Raw genomic sequence first — 24,342 nt, 5'->3', positions numbered from 1 at the left:
TGCGCTTAGGGTGAAGGAATGCGCTGCCGACAGACCGCCGTCCTCGCCCTCATCGGCGTGCTCGCGCTGTCCGCGTGCAGCCCCGCCGAGCCCGCTGTTCCGCCGCCGCCGCCGATGCATCCGGCACCGGGCGCGAACAGCGCGGGCGACCCGTACTTCCCCGACGACGGCAACGGCGGATACGACGCACTCGACTACCACGTCGACGTCAGCTACGACCCGCCGAGCGGCCGTCTCGACGGCGACACCACGGTCTCCGCGAAAGCCACCCAAGACCTCAGCCGCTTCGACCTCGACCTGCGCGGGCTGGACGTCGCCGCGGTGGAGATCGACGGAAAACCGGCGAAGTACAGCCGGGAGAAGAACAAGCTGATCGTGACTCCGGCCGAACCGCTGCGATCGGGTTCGACGTTCCGGACGCGCGTGCACTATTCGGGCGTTCCGGCGAAAACCCCGCACGACGGCGGGTCGGAGAACGGCTGGGCCCGCTCCGAGGACGGCGGCGCGTACCTGGTCGGCGAGCCGCATTCCGCGTCGTTCTGGTACCCGGTCAACGAAACCCCGCGCGACAAGGCGACCTTCACGCTGACCGCGCACGTGCCCACCGGCTGGACGGTGCTGTCCAACGGCCGCGAGCAGGGCACCAGCGCCAAGGACGGCAAGACCACCACGACGTGGGCCGATCCGAACCCGGTGGCCAGCTACCTGACCACGATCGCGATCGACAAATTCACCGTGCAGCGCTCCACGCTCCCAGACGGCACGCCGGTCGTTTCCGGCTACGCGCCCGGTGCCGAACCCCGCGAGGCCACCGGCGACCGACTGCCGGAGGTGCTCTCGTTCCTGGAGAGCAAGTTCGGCAAATACCCGCAGAGCGCGGCCGGCGGGATCTACCTCGACGAGGACATCCACTTCTCCCTGGAGACGCAAACCCGTCCCACTTATGCGAAATGGGCGGAAATCCTGACCATGGTGCACGAGAACGCACACCAGTGGTTCGGCGATTCGGTGTCGCTCAACTCGTGGGCGGACATCTGCCTGAACGAATGCTTCGCGTCGTACGCGCAGTGGATGTGGGGTGAGCGCGAGGGCCAGAACCTGGACGACCGCTACCGCGCGGCCGTCGAAATCACCAAGGGCAGCACGGATTTCTGGGGCCAGAAGCTCGTCGACATGGGGCCGGAGCACCTGTTCGAGGGCGCGTACGACAAGGGCATCCTCGCGGTGCACGCACTGCGCCGGGAGCTGGGAGAGCCAGGATTCGAGAAGGTGCTGCACGAATGGGTGGGGCAGCATCGCAACGGGAACGCGACGTGGGCGGACTTCGAGAAGCTCGTGTCGAAGGTCGCTGGACGCGATTTGAGCGGGTTTCTCAACGACTGGTTCCACGGGACGAAGGTGCCGTCGGATGCCGATCTTTATCCGGGCGGGTTGCGGCCCTGACCCGGCGAACCCGCTACCGGGGCGAGTCGCGATGGTACGTGAGGAGAACCCTGAGGGAATCAGAGTCCCTCAGGGTTCCCCTCACGTACTCGTGCTGGAGCGGGGAGCCGCTGGCCGGTCTTGTCCCGACGTATTGCCGTGACTGCCGAGCAACGACCTGGTCAGGCTGCTGCGCGCGTCGTTCATCTCGGCCAGGGCCTCGCCAAGTTCGGAGTCGCCGACCCGCACTTCGTCGTCCGGCCGAAGTGCTAGCGCGTGCAGGGACGCCCGGCGAAGCAGTTCCTTCATGAATGAGGCCGTGACGCCGTCTGTCGCCTCGACCACCGGTGCCAGATCAGCCGTCAGCTCCAGACCGCGGGAGTACAGGCGCAACAACGCTTCCCGGCCAGCCGCGTCCGGCAGCGGCACCTCCACCGCCAGGTCGACTCGGCCCGGACGGTCCGCCAGCGCTTTCTCCAGGCTGCTCGCCCGATTGGTGGTGAGCAGAAAGGTGACGTCCGCGTCGCCGCCGACGCCGTCCATCGCGTCGAGCAGGCTGAACAGCAGCGGTGTCGGGCCGTGCACGAGGTTGCGATCCTCGGCGATCAGGTCGGCTCGGCCAAGACAGTCTGCCAGCGCTTTTTCCAGGCTGCTCGCCCGGTTGGCGGTGAGGAGGAAGGGTCGTTAGCGGGTCCAGCCCCGTGCCTAACCGACGTAACCCAAACGCGGGATCGCGTCGGCGTCTGACGGAGCTGCGTGCACGGCCCCCAGGCCGGGTACGCAGCTCCGTCAGACGCCGACCTCAAGGCGATCCCGCCGCACCGACGGAGTCGGTGCAATCAAACACGGCAGGAAAGTGATCAGCTCGTTGTTGCGGTGCTCGCTCAGGCCGAAGGCGATCACCTGGCCGCGCAGCACGTCGTGTTCGGTCATCAACGTTTCGATGCGGTCGCGGGTCTCGGTCGCTGCCCGCCGGTCTTCGGCGATCACCTCAAGCCGACAGTTCGCCTGCCCGTACTGCGGGGCGGCGCCGCGCACGCCGACCAGCACCGGCGAGCCGTCCGGCGCGGTCGTGCCGACCAGCCCGAGCTGGACGACATCCGCCGCCTCGTCCGGGCCGACCGCGACCGTCGCGTAGTCCACCGCGCCCAGCTCGTAGTGGCCGTGCTGCTTGGCCGTGAACAGCATGCCGACCAGGTCTTCGTGGCCGCGCAGTCCGCCGACGATGCCGAACCAGTCGGTGCCGATCCCGTGCTCCGCGAGGTAGGCGTCGACACCGGCCTGGATGGTCGCGTGTTCCCAGTCCTCGAAATTGCGCGTGACCACCAGCGCCTGCGCGAGCGGCACGCCAAGGTGCCCAGTGACGCGGCCGATCAGCTCATTCCCATTGCCCGAACCGACCGACTCCGCCGCGGCTTTCACGAGCCGCTGCAGGTCGCGGGCCAATTCGGTGCCAAAGACTCCGTCGTCCCCCATACGAGCAGAGTGGCACGAACCACGAAACCGGGCCAGCCGTTCCCTCCACCCCAGCCACAACGCGGGATCGCGTCGGTGTCTGACGGAGCTGCGTGCACGCCCCCCCCGGGCCAGGTACGCAGCTCCGTCAGGGACTTATTAATAAGCCGCGTGACCTCGACTCGCCGACCGTCCACAAAGGACGGCAATAGTGTCGAAAAGCCCGATTTGTGGCCATGTGACGGCCTGCTGAACTCCGTGAGGGGAACCCTGAGGGACTCTGATTCCCTCAGGGTTCCCCTCACGGACCTTAGCCCCGCACAGGTCCTTCGACCTGGGCAAATTGCACCCGCAGCGACCCTTAAGCCCCTGGCATTGAGTACGCAGCTCCGTCAGACGCCGACTTAAAGGCGATCCCGCCGCACCGACGGAGTCGGTGCAATCAAACACAGTAAGTACGCTAGGGCCATGACAGTGGTCAAGATCAACGCAATCGAGGTCCCCGAAGGCGCCGGCCCCGAGCTGGAGAAGCGGTTCGCCGCGCGGCTGCACTCGGTCGACAACCAGGAGGGGTTCCTCGGCTTCGAGCTGCTCCGCCCGGTCGCGGGCGAGAAGCGCTACTTCGTGTACACGAAGTGGGAAACCGAGGAGCACTACCAGGCCTGGGCTGGCGGTCCGGCGCGTGAGGCGCACGCTGGCGAGCGCAAGAACCCGGTGTCGACCGGCGCGAATTTGCTGGAGTTCGAGGTCGTGCAGGCATCGAAGCCGGGTGAGTGACGAACTCGCCCGTGCCGCCGAGCTGATCCGTGGCGCCGGCGCGCTGCTCGTGTGCGCCGGCGCCGGGATGGGCGTCGACTCCGATCTGCCCGATTTCCGTGGCGGGGAAGGGTTTTGGCGGGCGTATCCGCCGTACGCCGGGCTCGGGCTGCGGTTCGAGGAGCTGGCCGATCCGCGGCATTTCGCCTCGGATCCGGAGCTGGCCTGGGGTTTTTACGGGCATCGGCTCGAGCTGTACCGGGAAACGGTGCCGCATCGCGGGTTCGGGCTGCTGCTCGAATGGGGCCTGGCGAAACCGGGCGGCGTTCGGGTTTTTACGTCCAATGTGGACGGACAGTTTCAGGCGGCGGGATTTCCGCACGTCGCCGAGGCGCACGGGTCGATCCATCATCTGCAGTGTCTCGCCGGGTGTTCGCGGGAGATCTGGTCGGCCGCAGAAATCACGGTCGAAATCGACGAGGCGACGATGCGTGCCCGGCCGCCGTTGCCGTCCTGTCCGCGGTGCGGCAGTTTGGCGCGGCCGAATATCCTGATGTTCGGGGATTTCGACTGGGTTCCCGATCGGAGTCAGGAACAACTGGACGAACTGAGCGCTTGGCGTCGTGCGCATCGCGACATCGTGGTGGTCGAAATCGGTGCCGGACAAGCGGTTCCGACGGTCCGGCGGTATTCCGAACTCGCCAGCGCAGCGACGGGTGCGCTGATCCGGATCAATCCGCGCGAACCGCGGATCCGGCACGGGCGCGGGGTTTCGATCGCCGCGGGCGCGCTGGAGACGTTGGTCAAGCTCGTTTGAGCTCCAGCAGAGGGAACGGGCGGCCGTCCGAATCGGTCTCCTGCCTGCCGACGACCTCGAACCCGTGGTGCAGATAGAAACCGACTGCCCGCGGGTTCTGCTCGTTCACGTCCAGGGTGAGGTCCGGGAAACGGTCCAGCGCCGCGCGCAACAAAGCCGTTCCCACGCCGCGACCGCGGAAATCGTCGTGCACGAACAGCATTTCCAGCTTTCCCTCGGCGATTCCCGAGAAACCCGCGGCGATTCCGTCGACCTCCGCCACGGTCAGGTCCACTTCCGGGAAGTAGAGCGGGACGCGCGTGGCGTAGTACTCGACGTCCGCCGGTGTCAGAAAGTCATGCGTCGCCTCGACGGCGCTGCGCCAGATCTCCAGCAGACGCGGGTATTCCCCGTCGCTCGGCCGCAAGGTTGTCATGGCAGCTGCACCTCCGCGTAAACCGCCCGGTGATCGCTCCCGGGCACCTCGAAAACTTGGTAATCCCGGATCGCCACCCGGCGGTCCACCAGCACGTGATCCAGCGGCACGAGCGGGACCGTCGCAGTCGACCAGGTCGGGACCATGCCGTCGCCGCGTGCCTCCGCCGCGTCGACATAGCCGCGGGACAGCACCGTCCGCAGCGCGGCGTGGTCGAGAGTCGCGTTGAAGTCGCCAGCCACCACGCGCAGGCCGTGCTCGCCGATCGCGCGCGACAGGTCCCGCATCTCCTGTTCCCACTGGTAATACCCGGAGTCCGGCGAACGCGGATGCGCGGCCACCATCTCCAAGGTCGTCCCGCCGCCGAGATCCGCCTCCGCACCAGGCTGTTTCTGGACGGAATCGCCGGTGAAGTCCTCTTCGGTCAGCGGATACCGCGACACGATGCCGGAACCGTCCACACCGGACGCCGGATGCATGACCCGGTAAGGCAGCGTCTGGAACAACCCGGCCTTCTCCAGCCCGGACATCGCGGCGGGCGTCATCTCGACCAGGTTCAGCACGTCGATCCGATGCTCCCGGACCAGCCGCACGAGCGCCGCCGGATCGGCCTGGCCCAGGTAGAGATTGGCCGCCAGGACGCGCACCGTCTTCCCGTTCGCCGCGGGCTGGGCGTCGGGGATCACCCGCGGCGCGACGTACACCGCCAGCAGCACGGACAACGCCAGCACGACGCAGCCGATCCACCACCGCCGCAGCATCAGCGCGAGCGCGGCGAGCAGGACGCCGTAGACGACGAAGTACGGGGTCAGCGCCAGCAGCGCGGTCAGGTACCAGCCGCTGCCGTCCCAGCCGATCGTGCGCAGCACGGCGACCGCCAGCAACGGCAGTCCGACCAGCACGAGCAGGCCCGTGACCAGCCGGGTTCGCTTCCGCGCCTCCATCACCATGATCCCGAGTATGCCGGGGCCCCGCTGACAGGTCCGTGTCAGCGCCGTGTGCGCGGCTTGCCAGCGCCTCCGTCCACTGTGTGCTGGAGCGACACAGGAGGAGGCATCATGTCGCATGCGATCCAGGCCGAGGGCCTGGTCAAGCATTTCGGGGAGACGAAGGCGCTGGACGGGGTGGACCTCGAGGTCCCGTTCGGGAAGGTGGTCGGGGTGCTCGGGCCGAACGGCGCGGGCAAGACGACCGCGGTCCGCATCCTGGCCACCCTGCTGAGACCGGACGCGGGGCGCGCCACGGTCGGGGGCTACGACGTGGTCCGCGACCCGGTCCGGGTGCGCGGGCTGATCGGGCTCACCGGGCAGTACGCGTCGGTGGACGAGGACCTGAGCGGCACCGAGAACCTGGTGCTGATCGGGAAGCTGCTGAACCTGTCCCGGGGCGACGCGCGGGCGCGGGCGGCCGAACTGCTGGAGCGGTTCGAGCTGACCGACGCGGCCAAGCGGCCGATCCGGACGTATTCCGGCGGCATGCGGCGCAGGCTCGACCTGGCAGCGAGCCTCGTCGGCCGTCCGGCCGTGCTGTACCTGGACGAGCCGACCACCGGACTCGACCCGCACGCCCGCAACGAGGTGTGGGCGGTGGTCCGCAGCCTCGTCGCCGACGGCGCGACGGTGCTGCTCACCACGCAGTACCTGGAGGAGGCCGACCAACTGGCCGACCGCATCACCGTGTTCGACCACGGCCACGTGGTCGCCGACGGCCGCGCCGACGAGCTGAAGCGACGCGTCGGCGGGCAGACGCTGCAGGTGCGGCCGACGTCGCTGAGCGATCTCGACGAGGTCGACCGCATCCTGGCCGAGCTCACCGGCGTCCGGCCGATCCGCGACAACGCGACCGGGCTGCTGACCGCGCCGGTGTCCGACCCGGTGCTGCTGTCCACTCTGGTGCGCCGCCTCGACTCGGCGGGCATCACCTCCGACGAACTGGCGCTGCGGCTGCCCAGCCTCGACGAGGTGTTCCTCGCGCTGACCGGGCACGCGGCCGAGGAGCCGAAGCTGGACCGCGAGCTCGAAGGGAGCCGGTCATGACCACCGCGACCGCCGTGGCCCCGCCCCGGCACATCAGACCCGCCCAAGGCACGAAACACGCGTTTTCCCTTGCCTGGCGGGGAATCCTGAAGATCCGCAAGAATCCGGAACAGCTGGCCGACGTCACGCTGATGCCGATCATCTTCCTGCTGATGTTCACCTACCTGTTCGGCAACGCACTGGGCGGTTCGATCGAGAACTACCTGCAGTCGCTCGTACCGGGCCTGATCGTGATGAACATCCTGCAGGCCTCGCTGACGGTCGGCACGCAGCTCAACACTGACATCACGAAGGGCGTCTTCGACCGCTTCCGCGCCATGCCGATCGCGCGCTCGGCGCCCTTGGTGGGCGCGGTGCTGGCGGACCTCGTGCGGTACGTGGTGTGCCTGGCGGTCCTGCTGGTCGTGGCGACCGTGATGGGCTTCCGCGTGCAGACCGGTCCCGGGGAGTTCGTCCTCGCGATCCTGCTGGCGATCGCGTTCGGCCTGTGCTTCTGCTGGGGTTCGGTGTTCGTCGGGATGCTGATGAAGTCCCCCGGCGCGGCGCAGGGCCTGATGTTCGTCTTCATCATGCCGCTGACGTTCGGCAGCAACGTGTTCGTCTCGACGGCCACGATGCCGGGCTGGCTGAAGGCCTGGGCGGACATCAGCCCGGTGAGCCTGATGTCCGACGTGATGCGCGGCCTGCTCAACGGCGGCGCGTACGGCGGTTCCCTGCTCGGCTCGCTGGCCTGGATGGCCGGCGCGGTCGTGGTGTTCTTCCCGCTCGCGACGTGGGCTTACCGCAAGCGGGTCTGAGGGCGTCCTGCACGGGGGTGTGGACGCTGTGAGTGAGTGTCTGTGTCCGGGTTCCACAGCCGGGCACAGGCACTCACTTTTTTGTCGCGAGCAGCCTGCGCACTGCGGTCGGGGGGTGTCCGAGGTGTTCCCGCACGGTTCGGCACAGGTGGGCCTGATCGGCGAACCCGAGGTCTGCGGCGAGGGCGGCCAAGCTGGGTTCGCCTGCCTCCAGCCGGTCCAGCGCACGGGCTACGCGCACGCGGTTGCGGTACCGGGTCAGCGACACTCCCAGTTCGCGGGTGAAGGCCCGGCTGAGCCGGTAGGGCGAGACGCCCAACAAGGCTGCCAGCGGAATCAGGCCAGCTGCTGCGGGATGATCGGCGCCGATCGCGGCACGGGCTTGGGCTGCCAGCGCCCGATCGCCTGTCTGGTCGCTGTCCGGAACGGCCGTGGCCACGACCTGCCGAACCACCGCGGCTACCAGGCCGATCAGCCCCTCGGTCGCCGCGTAGTCGGCATCGGCGGCGCGGGTGGCGGCGAGGAGCCGACGATGAGCGAGGTCGAGTGAGCCGTCCACGTACAGCGTTGAGCGCTCCAGCAGCGGTGCGTCGCCCGCCAGGGTGCGCCAGAACGCGGGCGTCAGGGCGATCGAGGTGCACTGGTCACCGCCGACGGGATGGGCGAAGTGTTCCTCCTCGCCGGGCATCCCGAGGTAACCGACGGTGCGGTCGAGGTCCGTGCAGACCCCGCGGACACGGCGACGGAACCCGCCGCGCCGCACGAGCACGAGCCGCACGTCCTCGCGCGGCCGCTCGGCCGACCAGCCGCGATGATCGTCTCGGCAGTCCACCGACCCGACGGCGAACTCCGGGCGAGTGGCGAGATCGGCGAAGGAGAGCACGTCCGGAGGTTACGGCGGGGGTCTGACAATTCCGCAAGGATCTTCAAGACTCACGGGGCAGGACCGGGCAGGATCCGTTGTCACAGCCCGAAAAACGAAGCAGGAGACATGGCGACCATCCGCGAAGAAGCAGTGCTCGAGTCCAGTGCCGACGACGTGTGGGAGGTGATCAGCGACTTCGCCGCGGGTCCTCGGCGGATGGCACCGGGGTTCGTACTGGACAGCGTGCCCGAGGAGGATTGCCGCGTCGTCACCTTCGCCGACGGCACGGTCGTCCGGGAACGGCGGGTCGGCGTCGACCATGGCGCACGCCGGATCGTCTACTCGGTCGTCGGCGGCGACGTCCAGCCCGAACACGACAACGCCTCGATGCAGGTCCTCGCCGACGGCGAACAGCGGTGCCGGCTGGTGTGGACCCGCGACGTGCTGCCCGACGAACTGGCCGCGCCGATGACCAAAGCGATGTCGGCCGGGCTGGAGGTGATCAAGCGGACCCTCGATCACCTAGGCTCACCCGAGTGAGGCTCCCGCGAGATGGCCGGTCAGCCGCTCCCAGTTCCCGGAACCGATGGCCGCTTTCTCGTCCTCGCTGAACGGCGCCTTCTCCAAAAACGACCGTGCGACCCCGCCACTCGTGTCCAGGTAAGGAAAACCGCCGGGCCGGGTGCCGAAGGTGTAGGGATAGTCGGTCGAATAGAGCATCCGCTCCGTCCCGACTGCTTCCGCCGTCCAGCGCAGGTAGCGTTCGCTGACCGTACCGCTGCCCGCGATCCAGAAGTTCCGGCGGAAGTAGTCGGCCAGCGGCTGCCGCAGCCCGGCCATTTCCTGAAGGAAGCCGACGTGGTCGAGGTAGAACAGCACCACCTCGCCCCAGTGCCCGGCGATCACCTGCAGATCCGGGTGCCGGTCGAAAACTCCGGAGAAAATCATCCGCAGGTATTGCACACCGAGGTCGTAGTACCAGCCGAGCCCGGCGGTCGCCAACGCTGGCCCGACGCCGTTGGGCAGCCCCGAGTAATACGCCTCCTGAACCGCTCGCACGGGAGCTTGGGGATGGAAGTGCAGCGGGACGCGGAGCCGTTCGGCAGTCGCGTAGAGATCGTCGAATTCCGGTGCGTCGGCCAGTTTGTCGCCGGTGCGGCCGTACAGCATCGCGCCGCGGAAGCCCAGGGCGACCGCGCGTTCCAGCTCCCCGGCTGCGGCTTCGGGCGAGGAAGTCGGGAGGGCGGCGAAGGCCTGGAATCGCGTGGGGTTCGCAGCGACGATTCCAGCGAGGGCATCGTTCGCCTCCCGCGCGACGGGCACGGCATCGGCGGCCGGAAGGTTCTGCACACCGGGGGTGGACAGGGACAACACCGCTACGTCGATGCCCTGCTCGTCCATGTCGGCGAGACGTCCGTCGCCGACGTCGCACAAGCGTCTGGTGACCGGGTGGTCCTCGGGATAGCCGTGCGGCTGGACCCCCGCCTTCGCCCACGCGTCGCGCAGGACGGGCAGGACCACGTGTTCTTCCAGGGCGACGATGCGCATGACAGCTCCTCGATGTTTCCAGTGATACCCAATGCATGGTATCACTGGAAACATCAGTGGAAGCAAGGATCGGTTATCACCGATAGCGACCTACTCGCGTGCGCGCTCCGTTCGGACCTCTTCGATCGCCTCGGCCCGTTCCATCCGCGAGGTCTCGGCCACGATCGCCTCGTACCGTTCCGCGCCCAGCTCCCGGGTCAGGCTGGCGATCAGCTCGCGGACCTCCGGGCTCCCCAGGTCGAACCGTCCGCGCACCACCGCGCTCAGCGCCAGCGTCCGAGCGGACGACTCCAGCCGGCCCTGCCGGTACCGGATCCGCGCCAGCAGTTCGACCATGGCGGCCAGGTCCGGCATGTCGAAGCGCCTGGCCGTCTGCTCGATCACCTCGAACACCGCTGGCTCCGCCTCGTCCGGGCGGTCTTCGGCGAGCAGCAAACCGGCCTCGATGGTGCCGAGCCATTCCGCCTCGAAACCCTCCGGCGTCGGCCAAGTCGCACGCGCCGACTTCATTTCCCGGAAGACCGCGCGCGCCTCGGCCACGTTGTTCTCGCGGATCAGCAGCTCAGCACGGCCGAGCAGCACGATCAGGCGCAATCCGTTGTTCCCGCCGGAAGCCGCGTAGCGTTCGGCGGCTTCCATGTCCCGCCACGCGCCTTCTTGGTCGCCGGCGCGCGAACGTTCGATCGCCAGCCGCCACCACTGCTGCACGATGTCGTCCCTGGACCGCAGCTCCATCACCAGCCGCAGGCCCTCGGTGTACCCGGCGATCGCCCCTTCGTGGTCGCCGGACTGCGATTGCGCCGCGGCCCGGAAACCGTGCGTCATGCCGAGGCCCCAGCGGTCGCCGACCTCGGCGAAGCCTTGGTGGGCAAGCTCTCGCGCCCGGTCCGCGCTCGCGAGATCGCCGGTGTCGCCGAGGACGAAGCTCTCCGCCCAGTACCCGGCGGCGCGGCTCCAGACGTCGTCCCGCTCGACAGCCCGGCGAATCTCGCGCCTGGCCAGGTCCCGTTCGCCGTTGAGGTAAGCCACTATCGGCAACCCGACCCACAGCCACGGATTCCGCTCCGCCGCACCGGTCCGCACGCATTCCTCGACCAGTTCGGGGACGTTCACCTTCTCGTGCGGACCGGACATGGCCAGCATCAGCACCTGGCTCAACCGCAGGCTCGCCGCCACGTCCGGCGGCAGCTTGTCGCCCAGTTCGAGCACCTCGTTGACGAACAGCGCGGCCCGCTCGTTCAGGCCGACGATGTTGAGATACCAGAACAACCCGAACAACAGCTGGGCCGCCGATTCCGCCGCACCCGATTCGATCGCCGCCCGCAGCGCGGAGGTGAAGTTGTCGCTGTCGTGCTCGTAGACGTCGATCGCCCGCAACTGGTCCCGTCCGCGCAGCAACGGTTCGTTGCGGTGGGCCAGCTCCGCGTAGTACGCGACCATCGCCGTCCGCACCTGCTCCTGCTCGCCGGATTCGGCGAGCCGCTCGGTCGCGTAGGCGCGCAAGGTTTCCAGCAGGCGGTACCGCAGGCCCACTACGTCCACAATGGACTTCTCCACCAGCGAACCCAGCACGTACACGATGTCGCCGGCGGGCAGTTCGTCGTCGGCGCAGACGTTTTCCACTGCCTCCTCGGAAAAACTCGCCGCGAACACCGCGAGCCTGCGGGCGAGCCGGACCTCCGCGTCGCTCAGCAGGTCCCAGCTCCACTCCACCACGGCGCGCAGGGTGCGCTGGCGCGGCAACGCCGTCCGGCTGCCGGAGGTGAGCAGCCGGAACCGGTCGTCGAGGCGTTCGGCGATCTGCTCGGCGGTCATCGACCGCAACCGCGCGGCGGCCAGTTCGAGCGCCAGCGGCATTCCGTCGAGCCTGCGGCAGATCTGCCGCACCGCGTCCACTGTGGACTCGTCGAGCCGGAAACCGGGCCGCACCGCCATCGCGCGGTCGAGGAACAGCCGGACGGAATCGAGCGTGCCGACGTCCGCGGGCGGCGCGGCCTCGTCCGGCACCGGCAGCGGACCGAGCGGGCACAACGCTTCCCCGGTGATCGCCAGCGGTTCACGGCTCGTCGCGAGCACGCGCAACGACGGCAGCCGCCGCAGCAGGTTCTCGGCCAGCTCCGCGGCGGTGTCGATGACGTGTTCGCAGTTGTCCAGCACCAGCAACACTTCCGCGCCGCTGAGCGCTTCGACCGCGTGCTCGAACGGCTCGACCTGCCGACGGCGCGCGTCGGTCTCCGTCGTCCGGAGATCGCGGACCTCCAGCGCGTTGAGCAGCGCGGCCAACACGTCCTCGGCATCCCGCACGCCGGCCAGCGGCACGAACCACACCAGGCCGCGCGAGTGCGCCGGGTGCCGCGAAGCCGCTTCCGTCGCGAGCCGCGTCTTGCCGGCACCGCCCGGGCCGACGAGCGTGACCAGCCGGGATCCTTCGAGCAGTTCGGCCAGCAGTTTCAGCTCGTCGGTGCGGCCGATGAAGCTGGTGAGCCGCTGCGGCAACCGGTCCGCCACCGTGGCGACTGGCGTGTACTCGCCGCGCAGCGCACGCAGGTGCACTTCCTGAAGTTCCGCGGACGGGTCGACACCCAGTTCGTCGGCCAGCGTCGTGCGGATCGCGGAGTACGCGGCGAGCGCGTCAGCCTGTCGTCCGGCGGCGGAAAGCGCACGGATTCGCAAGCCAGCCAACCGTTCCCGCAACGGATGCGCCTGCGCGGCCGCGGTGAGCTCCGCGAGCACGTCCGCGTGCCGTCCCAGCCGCAGCTCGGCTTCGAACCAGTCCTCGCTGGTCTCCGTGCGCCGCTCCTCCAGCAGAGTCGCGGGCGCGGCGGCAAACGGCGCGTCCAGCACGTCCGCTAGCGCCGCCCCGCGCCACAACGCGAGCGCGGCGGCGAGCGATTCGGCTGCGGTACCGTCCCGGCCAGCGGCAAGTTCCCGGCGCCCTTCGGCGGACAACTGCTCGAACCGGTGGAGATCCACCGCTTCCGGCGGCACCGCGAGCCGGTAACCGCCGTTGACGGACTCCAATTCGACCTCCGCCGGCCGCAGCGCGCGACGCAGCCGCGAGACGAGCGACTGGAGCGCGTTAGCCGCGTCAGCCGGGGGTTCCGCGCCCCACAGACCGTCGATCAAAGCCTCGGCGGGCACCGCGCGACCGGCGTCGAGCGCGAGCCGCGAAAGGAGCATGCGAAGGCGGGCTCCGCCGATGTCGATCGGCGTGCCGTCCTCCCCCTCCGCTCGCAGCGGGCCCAGCAGCGCGACGCGCATGAGGTCCAGCTTTCCAGACGACGGCCACACCGTGCCGGGGCCCGACGGAAGTGTGGACTTTCGAGACAATCTGCCCACCTTGCGGTTACTCCATGCCTTCCCGGCGCTACGTTGCGGAGGATTCACACGCAGACACAGGAGCGCCCATGAGAGCACTGCACCGCTGGCGTCGCCCGGCAGTGACCGTCGCAGCCACCCTCACCGCATTGACGCTCGGCACTGGAATCGCGTCGGCCGGACAGAACGGCTGGGACCGGCCGACCCCCGGTTCGGACGGCGCCGGGGACAGCTACTACCCCCAGGACGGCAACGGCGGGTACGAGGTCTCCGACTACGACCTCAAGGTCAACTACGCCCCGGACACCCATCAGCTCGCCGGTCTCCAGACGGTCCACGCGCGGGCGACCCAGTCGCTCAGCTCGTTCGACCTCGACCTGCGCGGCCTCACCGTCGACTCGGTCCGCGTCAACGGCGCGCCCGCGAAGTTCACCCGCACCGGCGACCACGAACTCGTGATCACGCCGAAGACGCCGCTGTGGAAAGGCCTGCCGTTCACCACCGAGGTCGCCTATCACGGCGTTCCGGTGGCGATCGAAGACCCGAACCTCGGCAAGAACGGCTGGCAGTTCACCAAGTCCGGCGGCGCGTTCGCGGCGGGCGAGCCGAGGTCGGCCACCACCTGGTACCCGGTCAACGACACCCCGCGCAACAAGGCCCGGTTCCGGCTGTCGATCACCGTCCCGAGCGAATGGGGCGTGATCTCCAACGGCCGCGAGGTCGGCTCGTACCGGACGCGCGCGGGCACCACGCACGTCTGGGCGGAGGACACCCCGACCGCGTCGTACATGACCACGGTCGCGATCGACAAGTGGACCTTCAACAAGCGCAAGCGCGAGGACGGCACCCCGATCGTCAGCGCGTACGCGCCGGGCACCTCGGACGCCACCAAGCAGGCCGACGCCCAGCTTCCGGAGGTCATCGACTTCCTCGAATCGAAGTTCGGCAAGTACCCGGTGGACGCCGCTGGCGGCATCTACCTGACTGAGCCGATCGGGTTCTCGCTCGAGACGATGAGCCGCCCGATCTACTCCGGCCGCGCGGGCAACATCGGCACGATCGTGCACGAGAACGCGCACCAGTGGTGGGGCGACACCGTCGCCGTGGACCACTGGAAGGACGTCTGCCTCAACGAATGCTTCGCGTCCTACGCGACCTGGCTGTGGGCGCAGAAGAACGGCCAGGACCTCGATGCCCGGTACCTCGACGCGGTCGCGTCGGCAGGCGATTCGTTCTGGGCGGGCAAGCTGTACGACATGGGGCCCGGCCACGAGTTCACCTACGTGTACTCCAAGGGCCCGGTCATGCTGCACGCGCTCAGCAAGTACCTGGGACAGGACGCGTTCGATCAGGTGCTCAAGACCTGGAACACCGTGCACCACAACGGGAACGCGAGCATGCAGGAGTTCCAGAAGTACTGTGAGAAGGTGTCCGGCATGGACCTTCAGGGCTTCTTCGACGCGTGGATCTACGGCAACGGCAAGCCGTCCGACGAGTTCCTTTACCCGGGCGACCTCAAACCGGCCGCGAAGTGACGGTTCTGCTGACCGGGTTCGCGCCCTTTGACGGAGCGGCGTCGAATCCTTCTTGGCAGGCGGCTTCGCTGGCAGCGGCGCGGCGGACGGACACGGTGGCGGCAGAGCTGCCGTGCGAGTTCGACGCGTCGCTGCCGGCGCTGCGCGCCGCGATCCTGGCGCACCGGCCGGAACTGGTCGTGTGCGCCGGGCTCGCCGGCGGACGCGAGGGCGTCACGCCGGAACGAGTGGCGATCAACCTGATCGACGCCCGGATCCCGGACAACGCCGGTGCGCAACCGGTCGACGTGCCGGTGGTTCCGGACGGGCCCTCCGCGTACTTCACCACGCTGCCGGTGAAAGCGACGGTCGCGGCGATCGAGTCGGCGGGACTGCCCGCCGCCGTGTCGTACACCGCCGGGACCTATGTGTGCAATCAAGTCTTCTACGGCCTGATGCACCTGATCGCGACGGAGTTTCCCGCGCTGCGCGGCGGTTTCGTGCACGTGCCGGAGGAGTCCCGGATGCCGCTGGGCTCGATCGCGCGTGCGCTCGAGATCGTGGTGGACACCGCGCTGACCGTGGACGAGGACGTCACGACCTCAGCGGGCACGCTGCACTGAGCTTTACTCGCCGGGCTGCACGGTCTGTTGGAAGTACTGCACCAGATCCTGCGGCCTGCGGCTCGTGTGCGACGGGCTGGTGTCCATCACCGTGCCGACCACGGGGATGCCGTCGGCCTGATAGATCAGCAGGCCCAGCTTCGGTCCGACACCCGCGACGTAACGGCCGCTCAGTCCCGTGCGGGTGCGCCAGGTGTCGGTCTCGACGCGACCGGTCATGTCCTTGCGCGCTCCCGGCTCGACCTGGGCGAGGGTGAGTCCTTCGTGGAACGCGACCGTCGTCTTGTCCGGGAAGCGGCACAGCGCGGTACGCAGTGCGCCGAGGGCCTTCGCCAGTTCCGGGTCGTCTGAGCAGGTGGCGCGGGTTTGGATGGTCGGACCGGACAGGCGGCGCATGCACTTGGTGAGGCCGTTTTCGCCGGGGAGCGCTGGTTGTGAACCGGCGCAGGTGGCCGTGTTGGACGCGCTGGCCGGTTGATTCGCGGCAGGTGTGTCGTCGCGGTTGGTGGCGAGGACGGCGGTCACGATTCCCGCGACGACGAGCACGGTCAGGGCGATCGCACCGATCACGAGGGGTTTGCGGGACTTCTTTTGCGGTTGCTGCCATCCGGGCGGCGGCATGGGTGGCCGTTGGGGCAAGCCGGGCCGCATGGGGCCGACTTGCCGGACTGGACCGGGCTGCTGCTGGACGGGCGGCCAGGATGCCGGTGCCGGGGTTGGCAGTGGTGCTGGTGCCGCCGGACGCTCGTCCACCGGCACGTGATGCAACCCGAACGCGACCGCCGTCTCCGGCTGGTCCTCAGTAGTAGGCACCACCCCGAGCGTCGACCCGACCAACGAGGCCAGCAACGGCATCCGGCTGGGCCCGCCGACCAGATAGACGCCACCGAGCCGATCCGGAGTGAGCCCGGCCCGCGCGATCGTCGCCGCGAGCATCTCGGCGCTGCGCAACAGATTCGGCCGCACCAACGCTTCCAGTTCGGCACGGGTGACGAGAACGTCGCCGAACGGATCCGGCATCGGCACCTCGGTGTGCGCGTGCCGGGAAAGGCTTTCCTTGGCGTCGCGGACGTCCTGGAGCAACACCCGCCGCAACCGTCGATCGCTGGTCGTCTGCGGCCGGAGAAGCCGCTGCCACTGCGCCGGATCCGCGTGCGACACCGACCGTCCGATATGGACCAGCAGGGCTTGGTCGATGTCCAGGCTGCCGAGATCCGGCAACCCGTCCTCCGCCAACACCGCGGTACCCGCGCCGACGACCGCGCAATCAAAGGTGCCCGCACCAAGGTCGTACACCGCGATCGGCCCGCTAGGCGCCCCCTGCTCGCGCAAGGTCGCGTAATGCGCCGCCGCCGCGACCGGCTCCGGCACCAGCCGCACCTGCCCGAACCCGGCTTTCCCCGCCGCCGCCCGAAGAGTCTGCTGCCGCTGCGCGCCCCACCCAGCCGGATGCGACACCCTCACTTCGTCCGGCACCCCGGAAAGCTGCCGCTCGGCCTCCTCGCCCATCCGCCGCAATACCGCGGCAAAGGCGTCGACCACCGGCACCGGCCGATCCCCGAGCAGCAACTCGCCGTCGTCAATGCGCCGCTTGGGATTCGGCTCGAACCGGCTGGGATCCAGCCGAGCCCGCCGCTCCGCGTCCTGCCCGACGACGAGCCGCCCGTCCTCCTCCGCGTAAACCGCGGAAGACATGGTGACCGACCCGTCGACCTCAATGGCCCGCGGGCCGCGTCCGAAGGCAGCCAAGACGCCAACCGTGCTGGAAGTACCGAAGTCGATCGACAGGACGTCCACGCAGTTCCCCTCCCCAAAACCCCACGGCATCGTCTCATGGGCAGGGATGACAGAAGCGGAGAGACCGTGCCGTCGACCAACATGCCTGGGAGACGCAAACAGCATCCGCCGGCTGCTTCCGGTCTCAGTAACCGCGAGCTACCCCGCGAAGAGCTCCGCCGGAAAACGCGTCTCCCGGTCCTCCTGAAGCCGCGTATAAAAGTCGTTCATCGCCACCGCCACCGCCGCATGACTCGCGACCACCTCAGCGATCGGCGAAGGCAACGCAAGCTCCCCAGCAGCCGCACGGCGCACCGCGGCCAGGCGGCTGGCTCGGTCCCAGGTCCCGCACACCTCGGTCACCAGCCAGTTCACCACATACATCGACCCATAAGCCCGGTCATGCTCCGCATTCAGCTCGGCGAACGCCAGCTCCTCCTCGGTCAAATCGAACCGGCGCGCGAATGCCAGGCCAAAATCAGTCAGCGCAAACCGATCGCCATCGGTCAGGAAATTCTCGAAGTGGTTGTCGAAGTGCAGGACCCCCTGCGCACGAAGGAACGAGAGCGTCTCGCCGACCTGTGCCGCAACACGTTCAGCCTGATCCAAATGACCTGGCAGCCAACGGTGCAAGTTAGTCGGGAAATACTCGCAGAACAGCACAACGCTCGACGAAGCGTCCCGCAGCTCCGTGAGCCTCCGGCGGACCGCGGAAGAACCGCCCCAGTACTCGACGTCCTCTTCCAACGGACGATCCGGCACCCGGCCCGAGAGAACCGGCAGTACTCGCCAATGGTGCAGCAACGGGAAATTCTCGCACTGACCGCTCAGGACCCAGCCGTTGGCCATCGCATGCAGCGCCAGCTCCCGCCAAGCCGAGCCCTCCGGCGAACCGAGGCCGTAATGGCAAAAGGCAGGCAGGCCATACAGATTGGCCGTGGAATGCGGATGCTGCCGTTCCAGCGCGGTAAGCGGCACCCGCTTCGCGAACACCGGTACCCCGTCGACGTCCAGCCGGGCACCGGTGCCGCCGATTCCCTCAGACACGACTTCAGCTGCCTCCAGCCGCTCGGTGAGCTGGCGGTCGCTCAGCAGCGAAAGCGCGGTGCTCGCCGCGGCGTGCTGCGAGATTCTCGAAGAAGAAGACCCCATAACACAAGACAATAGAGAAAAAGGGCGGCCCCCAAAGCTGGGAGCCGCCCTTTTTCGCTAGCTAATTCACTCGTTCTCGGACTCGCCGTTTTCCGCGGCGCCGATGCTCACCGGCGGGGCGTCGGGGACCGAGGACGGACGCTTCTCACCGCGGAAGGTGAAGTGCGCCTCGTCGTCGCGGTCCTCCGGGTTGCCGCTCCAGCCCTCGACGTCGACCACGATGATCTGACCCGCTTCGACCTCGCCGAAGAGGATCTTCTCCGACAGCTGGTCCTCGATCTCGCGCTGGATCGTGCGGCGCAGCGGCCGGGCGCCGAGCACCGGGTCGAAGCCGCGCTTGGCCAGCAGCGCCTTCGCCTTTTCGGTGAGCTCGATCTCCATGTCCTTGGCCTTGAGCTGCGTCTCGACCCGGCCGATCATCAGGTCCACCATCTGGATGATCTGTTCCTGGTTGAGCTGGTGGAAGACGATGATGTCGTCGATCCGGTTCAGGAACTCCGGGCGGAAATGCTTCTTCATTTCCTCGTTGACCTTCTGCTTCATCTTCTCGTAGCGGTTCGCCGTATCCGCTCCGGAGGAGAAGCCGAGGCTCACGGACTTCGAGATGTCCGAGGTGCCCAGGTTCGAGGTGAAGATCAGCACGGTGTTCTTGAAGTCGACCGTACGGCCCTGGCCGTCGGTGAGGCGGCCGTCTTCGAGCACCTGCAGGAGGGTGTTGTAGATCTCCTGGTGCGCCTTTTCGATCTCGTCGAAAAGCACCACCGAGAACGGCTTGCGCCGCACCTTCTCGGTCAGCTGCCCGCCCTCTTCGTAACCGACGTAGCCCGGAGGGGCGCCGAACAGCCGCGAAGCGGTGTAGCGGTCGTGGAACTCGCCCATGTCGATCTGGATGAGCGCGTCGTCCTCGCCGAACAGGAACGCCGCCAGCGCCTTCGACAGCTCCGTCTTACCGACACCGGACGGGCCGGCGAAGATGAACGAACCGGACGGGCGCTTCGGGTCCTTCAGACCCGCACGCGTACGGCGGATCGCCTGGGAGACGGCCTTGACCGCGTCCTCCTGGCCGATGATGCGCTTGTGGAGCTCGTCCTCCATGCGCAGCAGCCGGGTGGTCTCCTCCTCGGTGAGCTTGAACACCGGGATGCCGGTCCAGTTGGCCAGCACCTCCGCGATCTGCTCGTCGTCCACCTCGGCGACGACGTCGAGGTCGCCGTCCTTCCACTGCTTCTCGCGCTCGCCCTTCTGGCCGAGGAGCTGCTTCTCCTCGTCGCGAAGGCGCGCGGCCCGCTCGAAGTCCTGCGCGTCGATCGCGGACTCCTTGTCCCGGCGGACGTCGGCGATCTTCTCGTCGAACTCGCGCAGGTCCGGCGGCGCGGTCATCCGGCGGATGCGCATCCGGGCGCCGGCCTCGTCGATCAGGTCGATCGCCTTGTCCGGCAGGAACCGGTCGTTGATGTAGCGGTCGGCCAGCGTGGCGGCCGCGACCAGCGCCGAGTCGGTGATCGAGACGCGGTGGTGCGCCTCGTACCGGTCGCGCAGGCCCTTCAGGATCTCGATCGTGTGCTCGAGCGACGGCTCGCCCACCTGGATCGGCTGGAAGCGGCGCTCCAGCGCGGCGTCCTTCTCGATGTACTTGCGGTACTCCTCGAGCGTGGTCGCGCCGATCGTCTGCAGTTCGCCGCGGGCCAGCATCGGCTTCAGGATCGACGCCGCGTCGATCGCGCCCTCGGCCGCGCCCGCGCCGACGAGCGTGTGCAGCTCGTCGATGAACAGGATGATGTCGCCGCGGGTCTTGATCTCCTTGAGCACCTTCTTCAGGCGCTCTTCGAAGTCACCGCGGTACCGCGAGCCCGCGACCAGCGAGCCGAGGTCGAGGGTGTAGAGCTGCTTGTCCTTGAGCGTCTCGGGCACCTCGCCCTTGACGATGCTCTGCGCCAGCCCCTCGACGACGGCGGTCTTGCCGACGCCCGGCTCGCCGATGAGCACCGGGTTGTTCTTGGTGCGCCGCGACAGCACCTGCATGACCCGCTCGATCTCCTTGCCGCGCCCGATGACCGGGTCGAGCTTGCCCTCGCGGGCGAGCACGGTCATGTTGCGGCCGAACTGGTCGAGCACCAGCGAGGAGGACGGCGTGCCCTCGCCGCGGCCGGAGCCGCTCTCGGTGGACTTCTCGCCGGTCTGGTAGCCCGACAGGAGCTGCAGCACCTGCTGGCGGACCCGGTTGAGGTCCGCGCCCAGCTTCACGAGCACCTGGGCGGCGACGCCCTCGCCCTCGCGGATCAGGCCGAGCAGGATGTGCTCCGTGCCGATGTAGTTGTGGCCGAGCTGCAGCGCCTCGCGCAGCGACAGCTCAAGCACCTTCTTCGCCCGCGGCGTGAACGGGATGTGCCCGCTCGGCGCCTGCTGGCCCTGGCCGATGATCTCCTCGACCTGCTGGCGCACGCCCTCGAGGGCGATGCCCAGCGACTCCAGCGCCTTGGCGGCGACACCCTCACCCTCGTGGATCAGACCCAGGAGGATGTGCTCGGTGCCGATGTAGTTGTGGTTGAGCATCCGGGCCTCTTCTTGGGCCAGGACGACCACCCGCCTCGCGCGGTCGGTGAACCTCTCAAACATGCGCACTCCCTCGACTGCTGCGTCGGCGGCCCGTAACCTCCGTGGATCGCGTCCACGGCGGACAGCACCGTGAGACCACTCTAGTAGCCAAGCGGTCGCGCTTGCGTACCACTACGGCTTCCGGCGGCCCGTTCGCACCCGGACGGCGACCCGGTCGGTCACCGCTGCTCATCCGGTTGCGCTGCACCTTTACTCCCTCTCGAACGTACGGGACCGGATCAGGATTCCGCCCGGGCACCCCTGTCCGCTCAGCGCGAACACCCCCGCGCGTCCGGGTGGTCTCAGTCCGTGGCCACCCGATTGGCGCAATCCTCTCTCGTATGTAAGGTTAGGCACGCCTAATCAAGATCAGGACGGGGGTGAGCCGGGTGAACCCGCAGCGCTCGCGCGACGACGCCCGCGAGATCGGCGACGGGCTCGCGTCCTCCCTGCTGCGCGCCAGCGCCCGGCACGACCTGCGCCGCGATGTCCCCGAGGACTGGTTTCGCTGCGCTGACCTCCTGGAACAGCCCGCGCTGTTCGTCGCGTGGCGCTCCCGGCTGAGCGACTGGCTCCTCGACCGGCACGGCATCGCACCGGCGCGGACCGCAGCCAGCTACGTGATGTCTTGGTACCTGTACGTCCCCGCGTACGTGGGCGCGTTGCTGCTGCACCACGAGCGTCGCGTGCCGTCGCTGAAGCCGGAGCAGCTCGCGTTCGGCCTCGGCCCCGACCGGCCGCATCCTGAGGGCATGGCCGTCCTCAGCGACGCTTTCTACTGTCTGCCGACAGACCCGGGCAGCGTCCGCCCAGAGGCCACCGTCGTGCGCGATGAACGCGCGCTGGCCGCGGTGCTGCGCGCGCAGTTCGTCGGCCACGCTGCCCGCTTCGTCCGCGCCTACGCCCCTGGCACCCGGCTCGGCCGCCGCATGCTCTGGGCGGCCGCCACAGACGCGCTGGACGGCGCGCTGTGGCGGGTGGGCAAACAAGGCGGGACAGCCGAGGCCGAAGGCGCTGGCGTCGCGGACGCCGCACTGGTGCTCGACGCGCAGTACAGCCCGCTGACCTCGGCGTCCACCTTGCGCATGGGGATCAACGAGGACGGACGCCGGGCTTGGGAGCGCCGTCGGGAGAGCTGCTGCTTCTCCTATCTCCTGCCCGGGGAAGCGGAGTGCGAAAGCTGTCCGCGAACCTGCCCTCGTTGATCTCCATCGAGTGAAATATCAGGCGTACGGGTCCCGGCCCGTCGCGCCGAGCGCCCGGTGCAGCACCGGCGCGGTTTCCGGCACCGCGACTTCGGGTCCGAAAACGCCGCCCTTGCGAGCCTCCTCGCCCATTCCGGCTGCGAACGCGAGAACCACTTCAGCCGCTTCGTCCGAACAGTTCAGCTCGGTGCCGCTCGCCCGCGTGAGATCCCAGGCGTGCACGACGAATTCGCCGAGCACCATGTCTCCGACGACCGCGGCGGGCAGTTCGGATCCGCCGAAGGTGATGGTGCCGGTCCACGCCTCCGGCGGAGTGAGCGCGGCGACAACGTGGTCGGTCAACGCTTCGAGCGCCTTCGGCCAATCGTCGCCGACGAGCGAGGCTTCGGCTTCGCTCGGCGCGGGCGGTTCGTAAGGCTCGTGCCGGATAGCGGCGGCGAGCCACGGGCCCCAGTAGAAAAGGTGGTTGAGAAGGCCGCGAACGTCGTAGTCCGCGCATGCGGTGGGCGCGGTCAGCGAAGGGGCGGCAGCCGCGACGCGCCGCAGTTCGGCGGCGGACGGGGCGAGCAGTCCGGAGTGATTCGACATGCGCCCGAGCCAACCACGCTGGTGCGGCGGCCGTCTTGAAATTACGCGACGCACTAGCGTTTCAGCCATGCGGCGGATCCCGAGCGGCATCCTGAACGAGCGGACGGCTCGCACCAAGTTCACCATCACCCGGCATCCGCCCGCCCCGGAACTGCGCGATTTCGTGGAACACCACTGGATACTGCGCTGGGACCTGACCGAACCCCATGAACAGCACGTGCTTCCGAATCTGTCGGTACACGTGACGTTCTTCCCCGGCGCGTGCGGCGTTTACGGTCCGGCGCACCGGCTTTTCACGCATCGGCTCAGCGGACGCGTGCACGGGATCGGGGCCAGGATCCGGCCCGGCTGTTTCCGCCCGTTCCTCGACGCCCCGGTGCGCACCCTCGCCGATCGCGCGGAGGACGTGGCCGCGATCTTCGGGCGCGCCGCCGCGGTCGCTGAAAAAGCCGTCCGGAATGCGGAAACGGACGCGGAAATGATCACTGCAATCGACAACTTGCTGATCGCACGCCCTCGCCCCATTCTCCCGGGCGCCCGGGTCGCCGCCGAGGCGGTGGAAACAATCGCCGCGGATCCCGAGATCACCAGGGTCGCGGAACTGGCGGCGGCACTCGGGCTGTCGGTCCGGGCAGTGCAGCGGTTGTTCGCCGAGCACGTCGGAACAACGCCGAAGTGGGCGATCCGGATTTATCGCCTGAACGAAGCCGCCCGGTTACTGGCCGCACCGGCCGCTCCGGATTACGCGGATCTGGCGACTCGGCTGGGCTATAGCGACCAACCTCACTTCATCCGCGATTTCCGCGCGGTGACCGGAGCCCCTCCCGCGGAGTACGCCCGTTCCGCCCGCCGGCTGATCTCGTGCACGCCGGACGGCGCAAAGCCGGGAAACTAATACCGAACGCCAAACGGCCGCCGGGAATGTTCCCGACGGCCGTTTGGCGTGCAGAGTGCGAAGACCCCCGTCTCCGCCGCGGTGCGTTCTCCCGGTTCGCTAACCGGAGGACCGCATCCGCGAGTTCCGGAAATGCCCGGTCAGTTCTTCTTGTGGTAAGCCTCGACGACCTCCGACGGGATGCGCCCGCGGTCGGAAACCTGGAAACCGTTCTTGCGGGCCCACGCGCGAATCGCCTGGTTCTGCTCGCGGTCGACCGCGGCCGGGCGGGCCGGGGACTTGCCGCCCGCGACCGGACGCAGCGGCGCGCGCTTGCGGCCGCCGGCACGGCGGGCGTGCTCGACATACTGCGCCAGCGCGTCCCGCAACTCCTCGGCGTTTTCGCCCGACAGGTCGATCTGGTAGCTCACACCGTCCAAACCGAACTCAACGGTCTCTTCCGCCTCACTGCCGTCGAGGTCGTCGACCAGAGAGACAAGCACCTTCTGTGCCATCTGATTCCTCCTGCGGGGCTTACCCGAATGATCTGGCTACATGATCTGGTTTCGGGGCAAGCCCCGAGCTA

22 protein-coding genes are annotated in these 24,342 nt (G+C 68.5%); 10 read left to right on the top strand and 12 right to left on the bottom strand.

Annotated elements, in window-relative coordinates; translation table 11 throughout:
• The first annotated feature begins 18 nt into the window (after positions 1-18).
• The gene (locus tag ACFORO_RS17055; RefSeq protein WP_377871144.1) at positions 19-1,443 is read left to right on the top strand and encodes a M1 family metallopeptidase; all 1,425 of its coding nucleotides are present in this window, start codon (positions 19-21) and stop codon (positions 1,441-1,443) included.
• 81 nt (positions 1,444-1,524) lie between these two features.
• Here ACFORO_RS17055 and ACFORO_RS17050 read toward each other — a convergent pair whose 3' ends face one another.
• Together ACFORO_RS17050 and ACFORO_RS17045 are read right to left on the bottom strand one after the other, a co-directional pair.
• Entirely contained in the window at positions 1,525-2,007 is a 483-nt protein-coding gene (locus tag ACFORO_RS17050) for a hypothetical protein (RefSeq protein ID WP_377871145.1), read from the bottom strand.
• Positions 2,008-2,211: 204 nt separating this feature from the next.
• Entirely contained in the window at positions 2,212-2,898 is a 687-nt protein-coding gene (locus ACFORO_RS17045) for a hypothetical protein (RefSeq protein ID WP_377871146.1), read from the bottom strand.
• A gap of 447 nt (positions 2,899-3,345) precedes the next feature.
• On the opposite strand from ACFORO_RS17045, the gene ACFORO_RS17040 reads away from it, so the two are divergent.
• Positions 3,346-3,654, top strand: coding sequence for an antibiotic biosynthesis monooxygenase family protein (locus ACFORO_RS17040; RefSeq protein WP_354736187.1), 309 nt, complete (start codon positions 3,346-3,348; stop codon positions 3,652-3,654).
• Positions 3,647-4,450, top strand: a complete 804-nt coding sequence (locus tag ACFORO_RS17035) for an SIR2 family NAD-dependent protein deacylase (protein WP_377871148.1) — start codon at positions 3,647-3,649, stop codon at positions 4,448-4,450. Before ACFORO_RS17040 ends, ACFORO_RS17035 begins: the two co-directional genes overlap by 8 nt.
• Here ACFORO_RS17035 and ACFORO_RS17030 read toward each other — a convergent pair.
• Together ACFORO_RS17030 and ACFORO_RS17025 are read right to left on the bottom strand one after the other, a co-directional pair.
• Positions 4,437-4,865 (bottom strand): acetyltransferase, encoded by a 429-nt coding sequence (locus ACFORO_RS17030; RefSeq protein ID WP_377871150.1) that lies wholly within the window; start codon positions 4,863-4,865, stop codon positions 4,437-4,439. The two genes, ACFORO_RS17035 and ACFORO_RS17030, sit on opposite strands and share 14 nt — an antisense overlap.
• The gene (locus ACFORO_RS17025) at positions 4,862-5,815 is read right to left on the bottom strand and encodes an endonuclease/exonuclease/phosphatase family protein (protein WP_377871151.1); all 954 of its coding nucleotides are present in this window, start codon (positions 5,813-5,815) and stop codon (positions 4,862-4,864) included. The genes ACFORO_RS17030 and ACFORO_RS17025 overlap by 4 nt, the downstream gene beginning before the upstream one ends.
• 108 nt (positions 5,816-5,923) lie before the next feature.
• On the opposite strand from ACFORO_RS17025, the gene ACFORO_RS17020 reads away from it, so the two are divergent.
• Entirely contained in the window at positions 5,924-6,901 is a 978-nt protein-coding gene (locus tag ACFORO_RS17020; protein ID WP_377871152.1) for an ATP-binding cassette domain-containing protein, read from the top strand.
• The gene (locus ACFORO_RS17015) at positions 6,898-7,698 is read left to right on the top strand and encodes an ABC transporter permease (protein ID WP_377871153.1); all 801 of its coding nucleotides are present in this window, start codon (positions 6,898-6,900) and stop codon (positions 7,696-7,698) included. The genes ACFORO_RS17020 and ACFORO_RS17015 overlap by 4 nt, the downstream gene beginning before the upstream one ends.
• Before the next feature lie 73 nt (positions 7,699-7,771).
• Here ACFORO_RS17015 and ACFORO_RS17010 read toward each other — a convergent pair whose 3' ends face one another.
• Entirely contained in the window at positions 7,772-8,581 is an 810-nt protein-coding gene (locus ACFORO_RS17010; RefSeq protein WP_377871154.1) for a helix-turn-helix domain-containing protein, read from the bottom strand.
• A 108-nt stretch (positions 8,582-8,689) separates the two neighbouring features.
• Between ACFORO_RS17010 and ACFORO_RS17005 the strand changes: the two genes are divergently transcribed.
• Positions 8,690-9,103, top strand: coding sequence for an SRPBCC family protein (locus ACFORO_RS17005; protein WP_377871155.1), 414 nt, complete (start codon positions 8,690-8,692; stop codon positions 9,101-9,103).
• Here ACFORO_RS17005 and ACFORO_RS17000 read toward each other — a convergent pair.
• Positions 9,092-10,111 carry an amidohydrolase family protein gene (locus ACFORO_RS17000; protein WP_377871157.1) on the bottom strand — a complete coding sequence of 340 codons (1,020 nt, stop codon included), beginning with the start codon at positions 10,109-10,111 and terminating at the stop codon, positions 9,092-9,094. The two genes, ACFORO_RS17005 and ACFORO_RS17000, sit on opposite strands and share 12 nt — an antisense overlap.
• A gap of 90 nt (positions 10,112-10,201) precedes the next feature.
• Positions 10,202-13,372: a BTAD domain-containing putative transcriptional regulator gene (locus ACFORO_RS16995; RefSeq protein WP_377871158.1), complete on the bottom strand. Its 3,171-nt coding sequence runs from the start codon at positions 13,370-13,372 to the stop codon at positions 10,202-10,204.
• Positions 13,373-13,518: 146 nt separating this feature from the next.
• Here ACFORO_RS16995 and ACFORO_RS16990 point away from each other — a divergent pair, with 146 nt between their 5' ends.
• Together ACFORO_RS16990 and pcp are read left to right on the top strand one after the other, a co-directional pair.
• On the top strand, positions 13,519-14,964 hold the full coding sequence (locus tag ACFORO_RS16990; protein ID WP_377871159.1) for a M1 family metallopeptidase: 1,446 nt from the start codon (positions 13,519-13,521) through the stop codon (positions 14,962-14,964).
• On the top strand, positions 14,961-15,566 hold the full coding sequence (gene pcp / locus ACFORO_RS16985) for a pyroglutamyl-peptidase I (RefSeq protein WP_377871161.1): 606 nt from the start codon (positions 14,961-14,963) through the stop codon (positions 15,564-15,566). The genes ACFORO_RS16990 and pcp overlap by 4 nt, the downstream gene beginning before the upstream one ends.
• 3 nt (positions 15,567-15,569) lie before the next feature.
• Here pcp and ACFORO_RS16980 read toward each other — a convergent pair whose 3' ends face one another.
• The 3 genes from ACFORO_RS16980 to ACFORO_RS16970 all read right to left on the bottom strand — a co-directional run bounded on the left by ACFORO_RS16980 (position 15,570) and on the right by ACFORO_RS16970 (position 21,110).
• The gene (locus ACFORO_RS16980; RefSeq protein WP_377871162.1) at positions 15,570-17,363 is read right to left on the bottom strand and encodes an Hsp70 family protein; all 1,794 of its coding nucleotides are present in this window, start codon (positions 17,361-17,363) and stop codon (positions 15,570-15,572) included.
• A gap of 138 nt (positions 17,364-17,501) precedes the next feature.
• Positions 17,502-18,389 (bottom strand): hypothetical protein, encoded by an 888-nt coding sequence (locus ACFORO_RS16975; RefSeq protein ID WP_377871163.1) that lies wholly within the window; start codon positions 18,387-18,389, stop codon positions 17,502-17,504.
• 171 nt (positions 18,390-18,560) lie between these two features.
• Positions 18,561-21,110, bottom strand: a complete 2,550-nt coding sequence (locus tag ACFORO_RS16970) for an ATP-dependent Clp protease ATP-binding subunit (RefSeq protein WP_354736155.1) — start codon at positions 21,108-21,110, stop codon at positions 18,561-18,563.
• Positions 21,111-21,478: 368 nt separating this feature from the next.
• Between ACFORO_RS16970 and ACFORO_RS16965 the strand changes: the two genes are divergently transcribed.
• Positions 21,479-22,294: a (2Fe-2S)-binding protein gene (locus tag ACFORO_RS16965; protein WP_377896581.1), complete on the top strand. Its 816-nt coding sequence runs from the start codon at positions 21,479-21,481 to the stop codon at positions 22,292-22,294.
• 18 nt (positions 22,295-22,312) lie between these two features.
• Here the strand turns inward: ACFORO_RS16965 and ACFORO_RS16960 are convergent, their stop codons facing one another.
• Complete coding sequence (locus ACFORO_RS16960; protein WP_377871165.1) at positions 22,313-22,882, bottom strand: TIGR03086 family metal-binding protein; 570 nt, start codon at positions 22,880-22,882, stop codon at positions 22,313-22,315.
• A gap of 67 nt (positions 22,883-22,949) precedes the next feature.
• On the opposite strand from ACFORO_RS16960, the gene ACFORO_RS16955 reads away from it, so the two are divergent.
• Positions 22,950-23,777, top strand: a complete 828-nt coding sequence (locus ACFORO_RS16955; RefSeq protein WP_377871166.1) for a DUF6597 domain-containing transcriptional factor — start codon at positions 22,950-22,952, stop codon at positions 23,775-23,777.
• Positions 23,778-23,917: 140 nt separating this feature from the next.
• Here the strand turns inward: ACFORO_RS16955 and ACFORO_RS16950 are convergent, their stop codons facing one another.
• The gene (locus tag ACFORO_RS16950; protein ID WP_009084272.1) at positions 23,918-24,271 is read right to left on the bottom strand and encodes a histone-like nucleoid-structuring protein Lsr2; all 354 of its coding nucleotides are present in this window, start codon (positions 24,269-24,271) and stop codon (positions 23,918-23,920) included.
• Between the last annotated feature and the right edge of the window lie 71 nt (positions 24,272-24,342).

Source organism: Amycolatopsis halotolerans, from assembly GCF_042647905.1.
Lineage (GTDB): Bacteria > Actinomycetota > Actinomycetes > Mycobacteriales > Pseudonocardiaceae > Amycolatopsis > Amycolatopsis halotolerans.
Note: the sequence above shows the minus strand (reverse complement) of the source record. Positions and strands in the feature narration are given on the sequence as shown.

Coding starts and splice junctions, on each gene's coding strand:
- ACFORO_RS17030 (WP_377871150.1), bottom strand. CDS start 4,865: ATGACAACCTTGCGGCCGAGCGACGGGGAATACCCGCGTCTGCTGGAG.
- ACFORO_RS16960 (WP_377871165.1), bottom strand. CDS start 22,882: ATGTCGAATCACTCCGGACTGCTCGCCCCGTCCGCCGCCGAACTGCGG.
- ACFORO_RS17025 (WP_377871151.1), bottom strand. CDS start 5,815: ATGGTGATGGAGGCGCGGAAGCGAACCCGGCTGGTCACGGGCCTGCTC.
- ACFORO_RS16970 (WP_354736155.1), bottom strand. CDS start 21,110: ATGTTTGAGAGGTTCACCGACCGCGCGAGGCGGGTGGTCGTCCTGGCC.
- ACFORO_RS17000 (WP_377871157.1), bottom strand. CDS start 10,111: ATGCGCATCGTCGCCCTGGAAGAACACGTGGTCCTGCCCGTCCTGCGC.
- ACFORO_RS17040 (WP_354736187.1), top strand. CDS start 3,346: ATGACAGTGGTCAAGATCAACGCAATCGAGGTCCCCGAAGGCGCCGGC.
- ACFORO_RS17045 (WP_377871146.1), bottom strand. CDS start 2,898: ATGGGGGACGACGGAGTCTTTGGCACCGAATTGGCCCGCGACCTGCAG.
- ACFORO_RS17020 (WP_377871152.1), top strand. CDS start 5,924: ATGTCGCATGCGATCCAGGCCGAGGGCCTGGTCAAGCATTTCGGGGAG.
- ACFORO_RS16995 (WP_377871158.1), bottom strand. CDS start 13,372: ATGCGCGTCGCGCTGCTGGGCCCGCTGCGAGCGGAGGGGGAGGACGGC.
- ACFORO_RS16990 (WP_377871159.1), top strand. CDS start 13,519: ATGAGAGCACTGCACCGCTGGCGTCGCCCGGCAGTGACCGTCGCAGCC.
- ACFORO_RS16955 (WP_377871166.1), top strand. CDS start 22,950: ATGCGGCGGATCCCGAGCGGCATCCTGAACGAGCGGACGGCTCGCACC.
- ACFORO_RS17055 (WP_377871144.1), top strand. CDS start 19: ATGCGCTGCCGACAGACCGCCGTCCTCGCCCTCATCGGCGTGCTCGCG.
- ACFORO_RS17015 (WP_377871153.1), top strand. CDS start 6,898: ATGACCACCGCGACCGCCGTGGCCCCGCCCCGGCACATCAGACCCGCC.
- ACFORO_RS17005 (WP_377871155.1), top strand. CDS start 8,690: ATGGCGACCATCCGCGAAGAAGCAGTGCTCGAGTCCAGTGCCGACGAC.
- ACFORO_RS16950 (WP_009084272.1), bottom strand. CDS start 24,271: ATGGCACAGAAGGTGCTTGTCTCTCTGGTCGACGACCTCGACGGCAGT.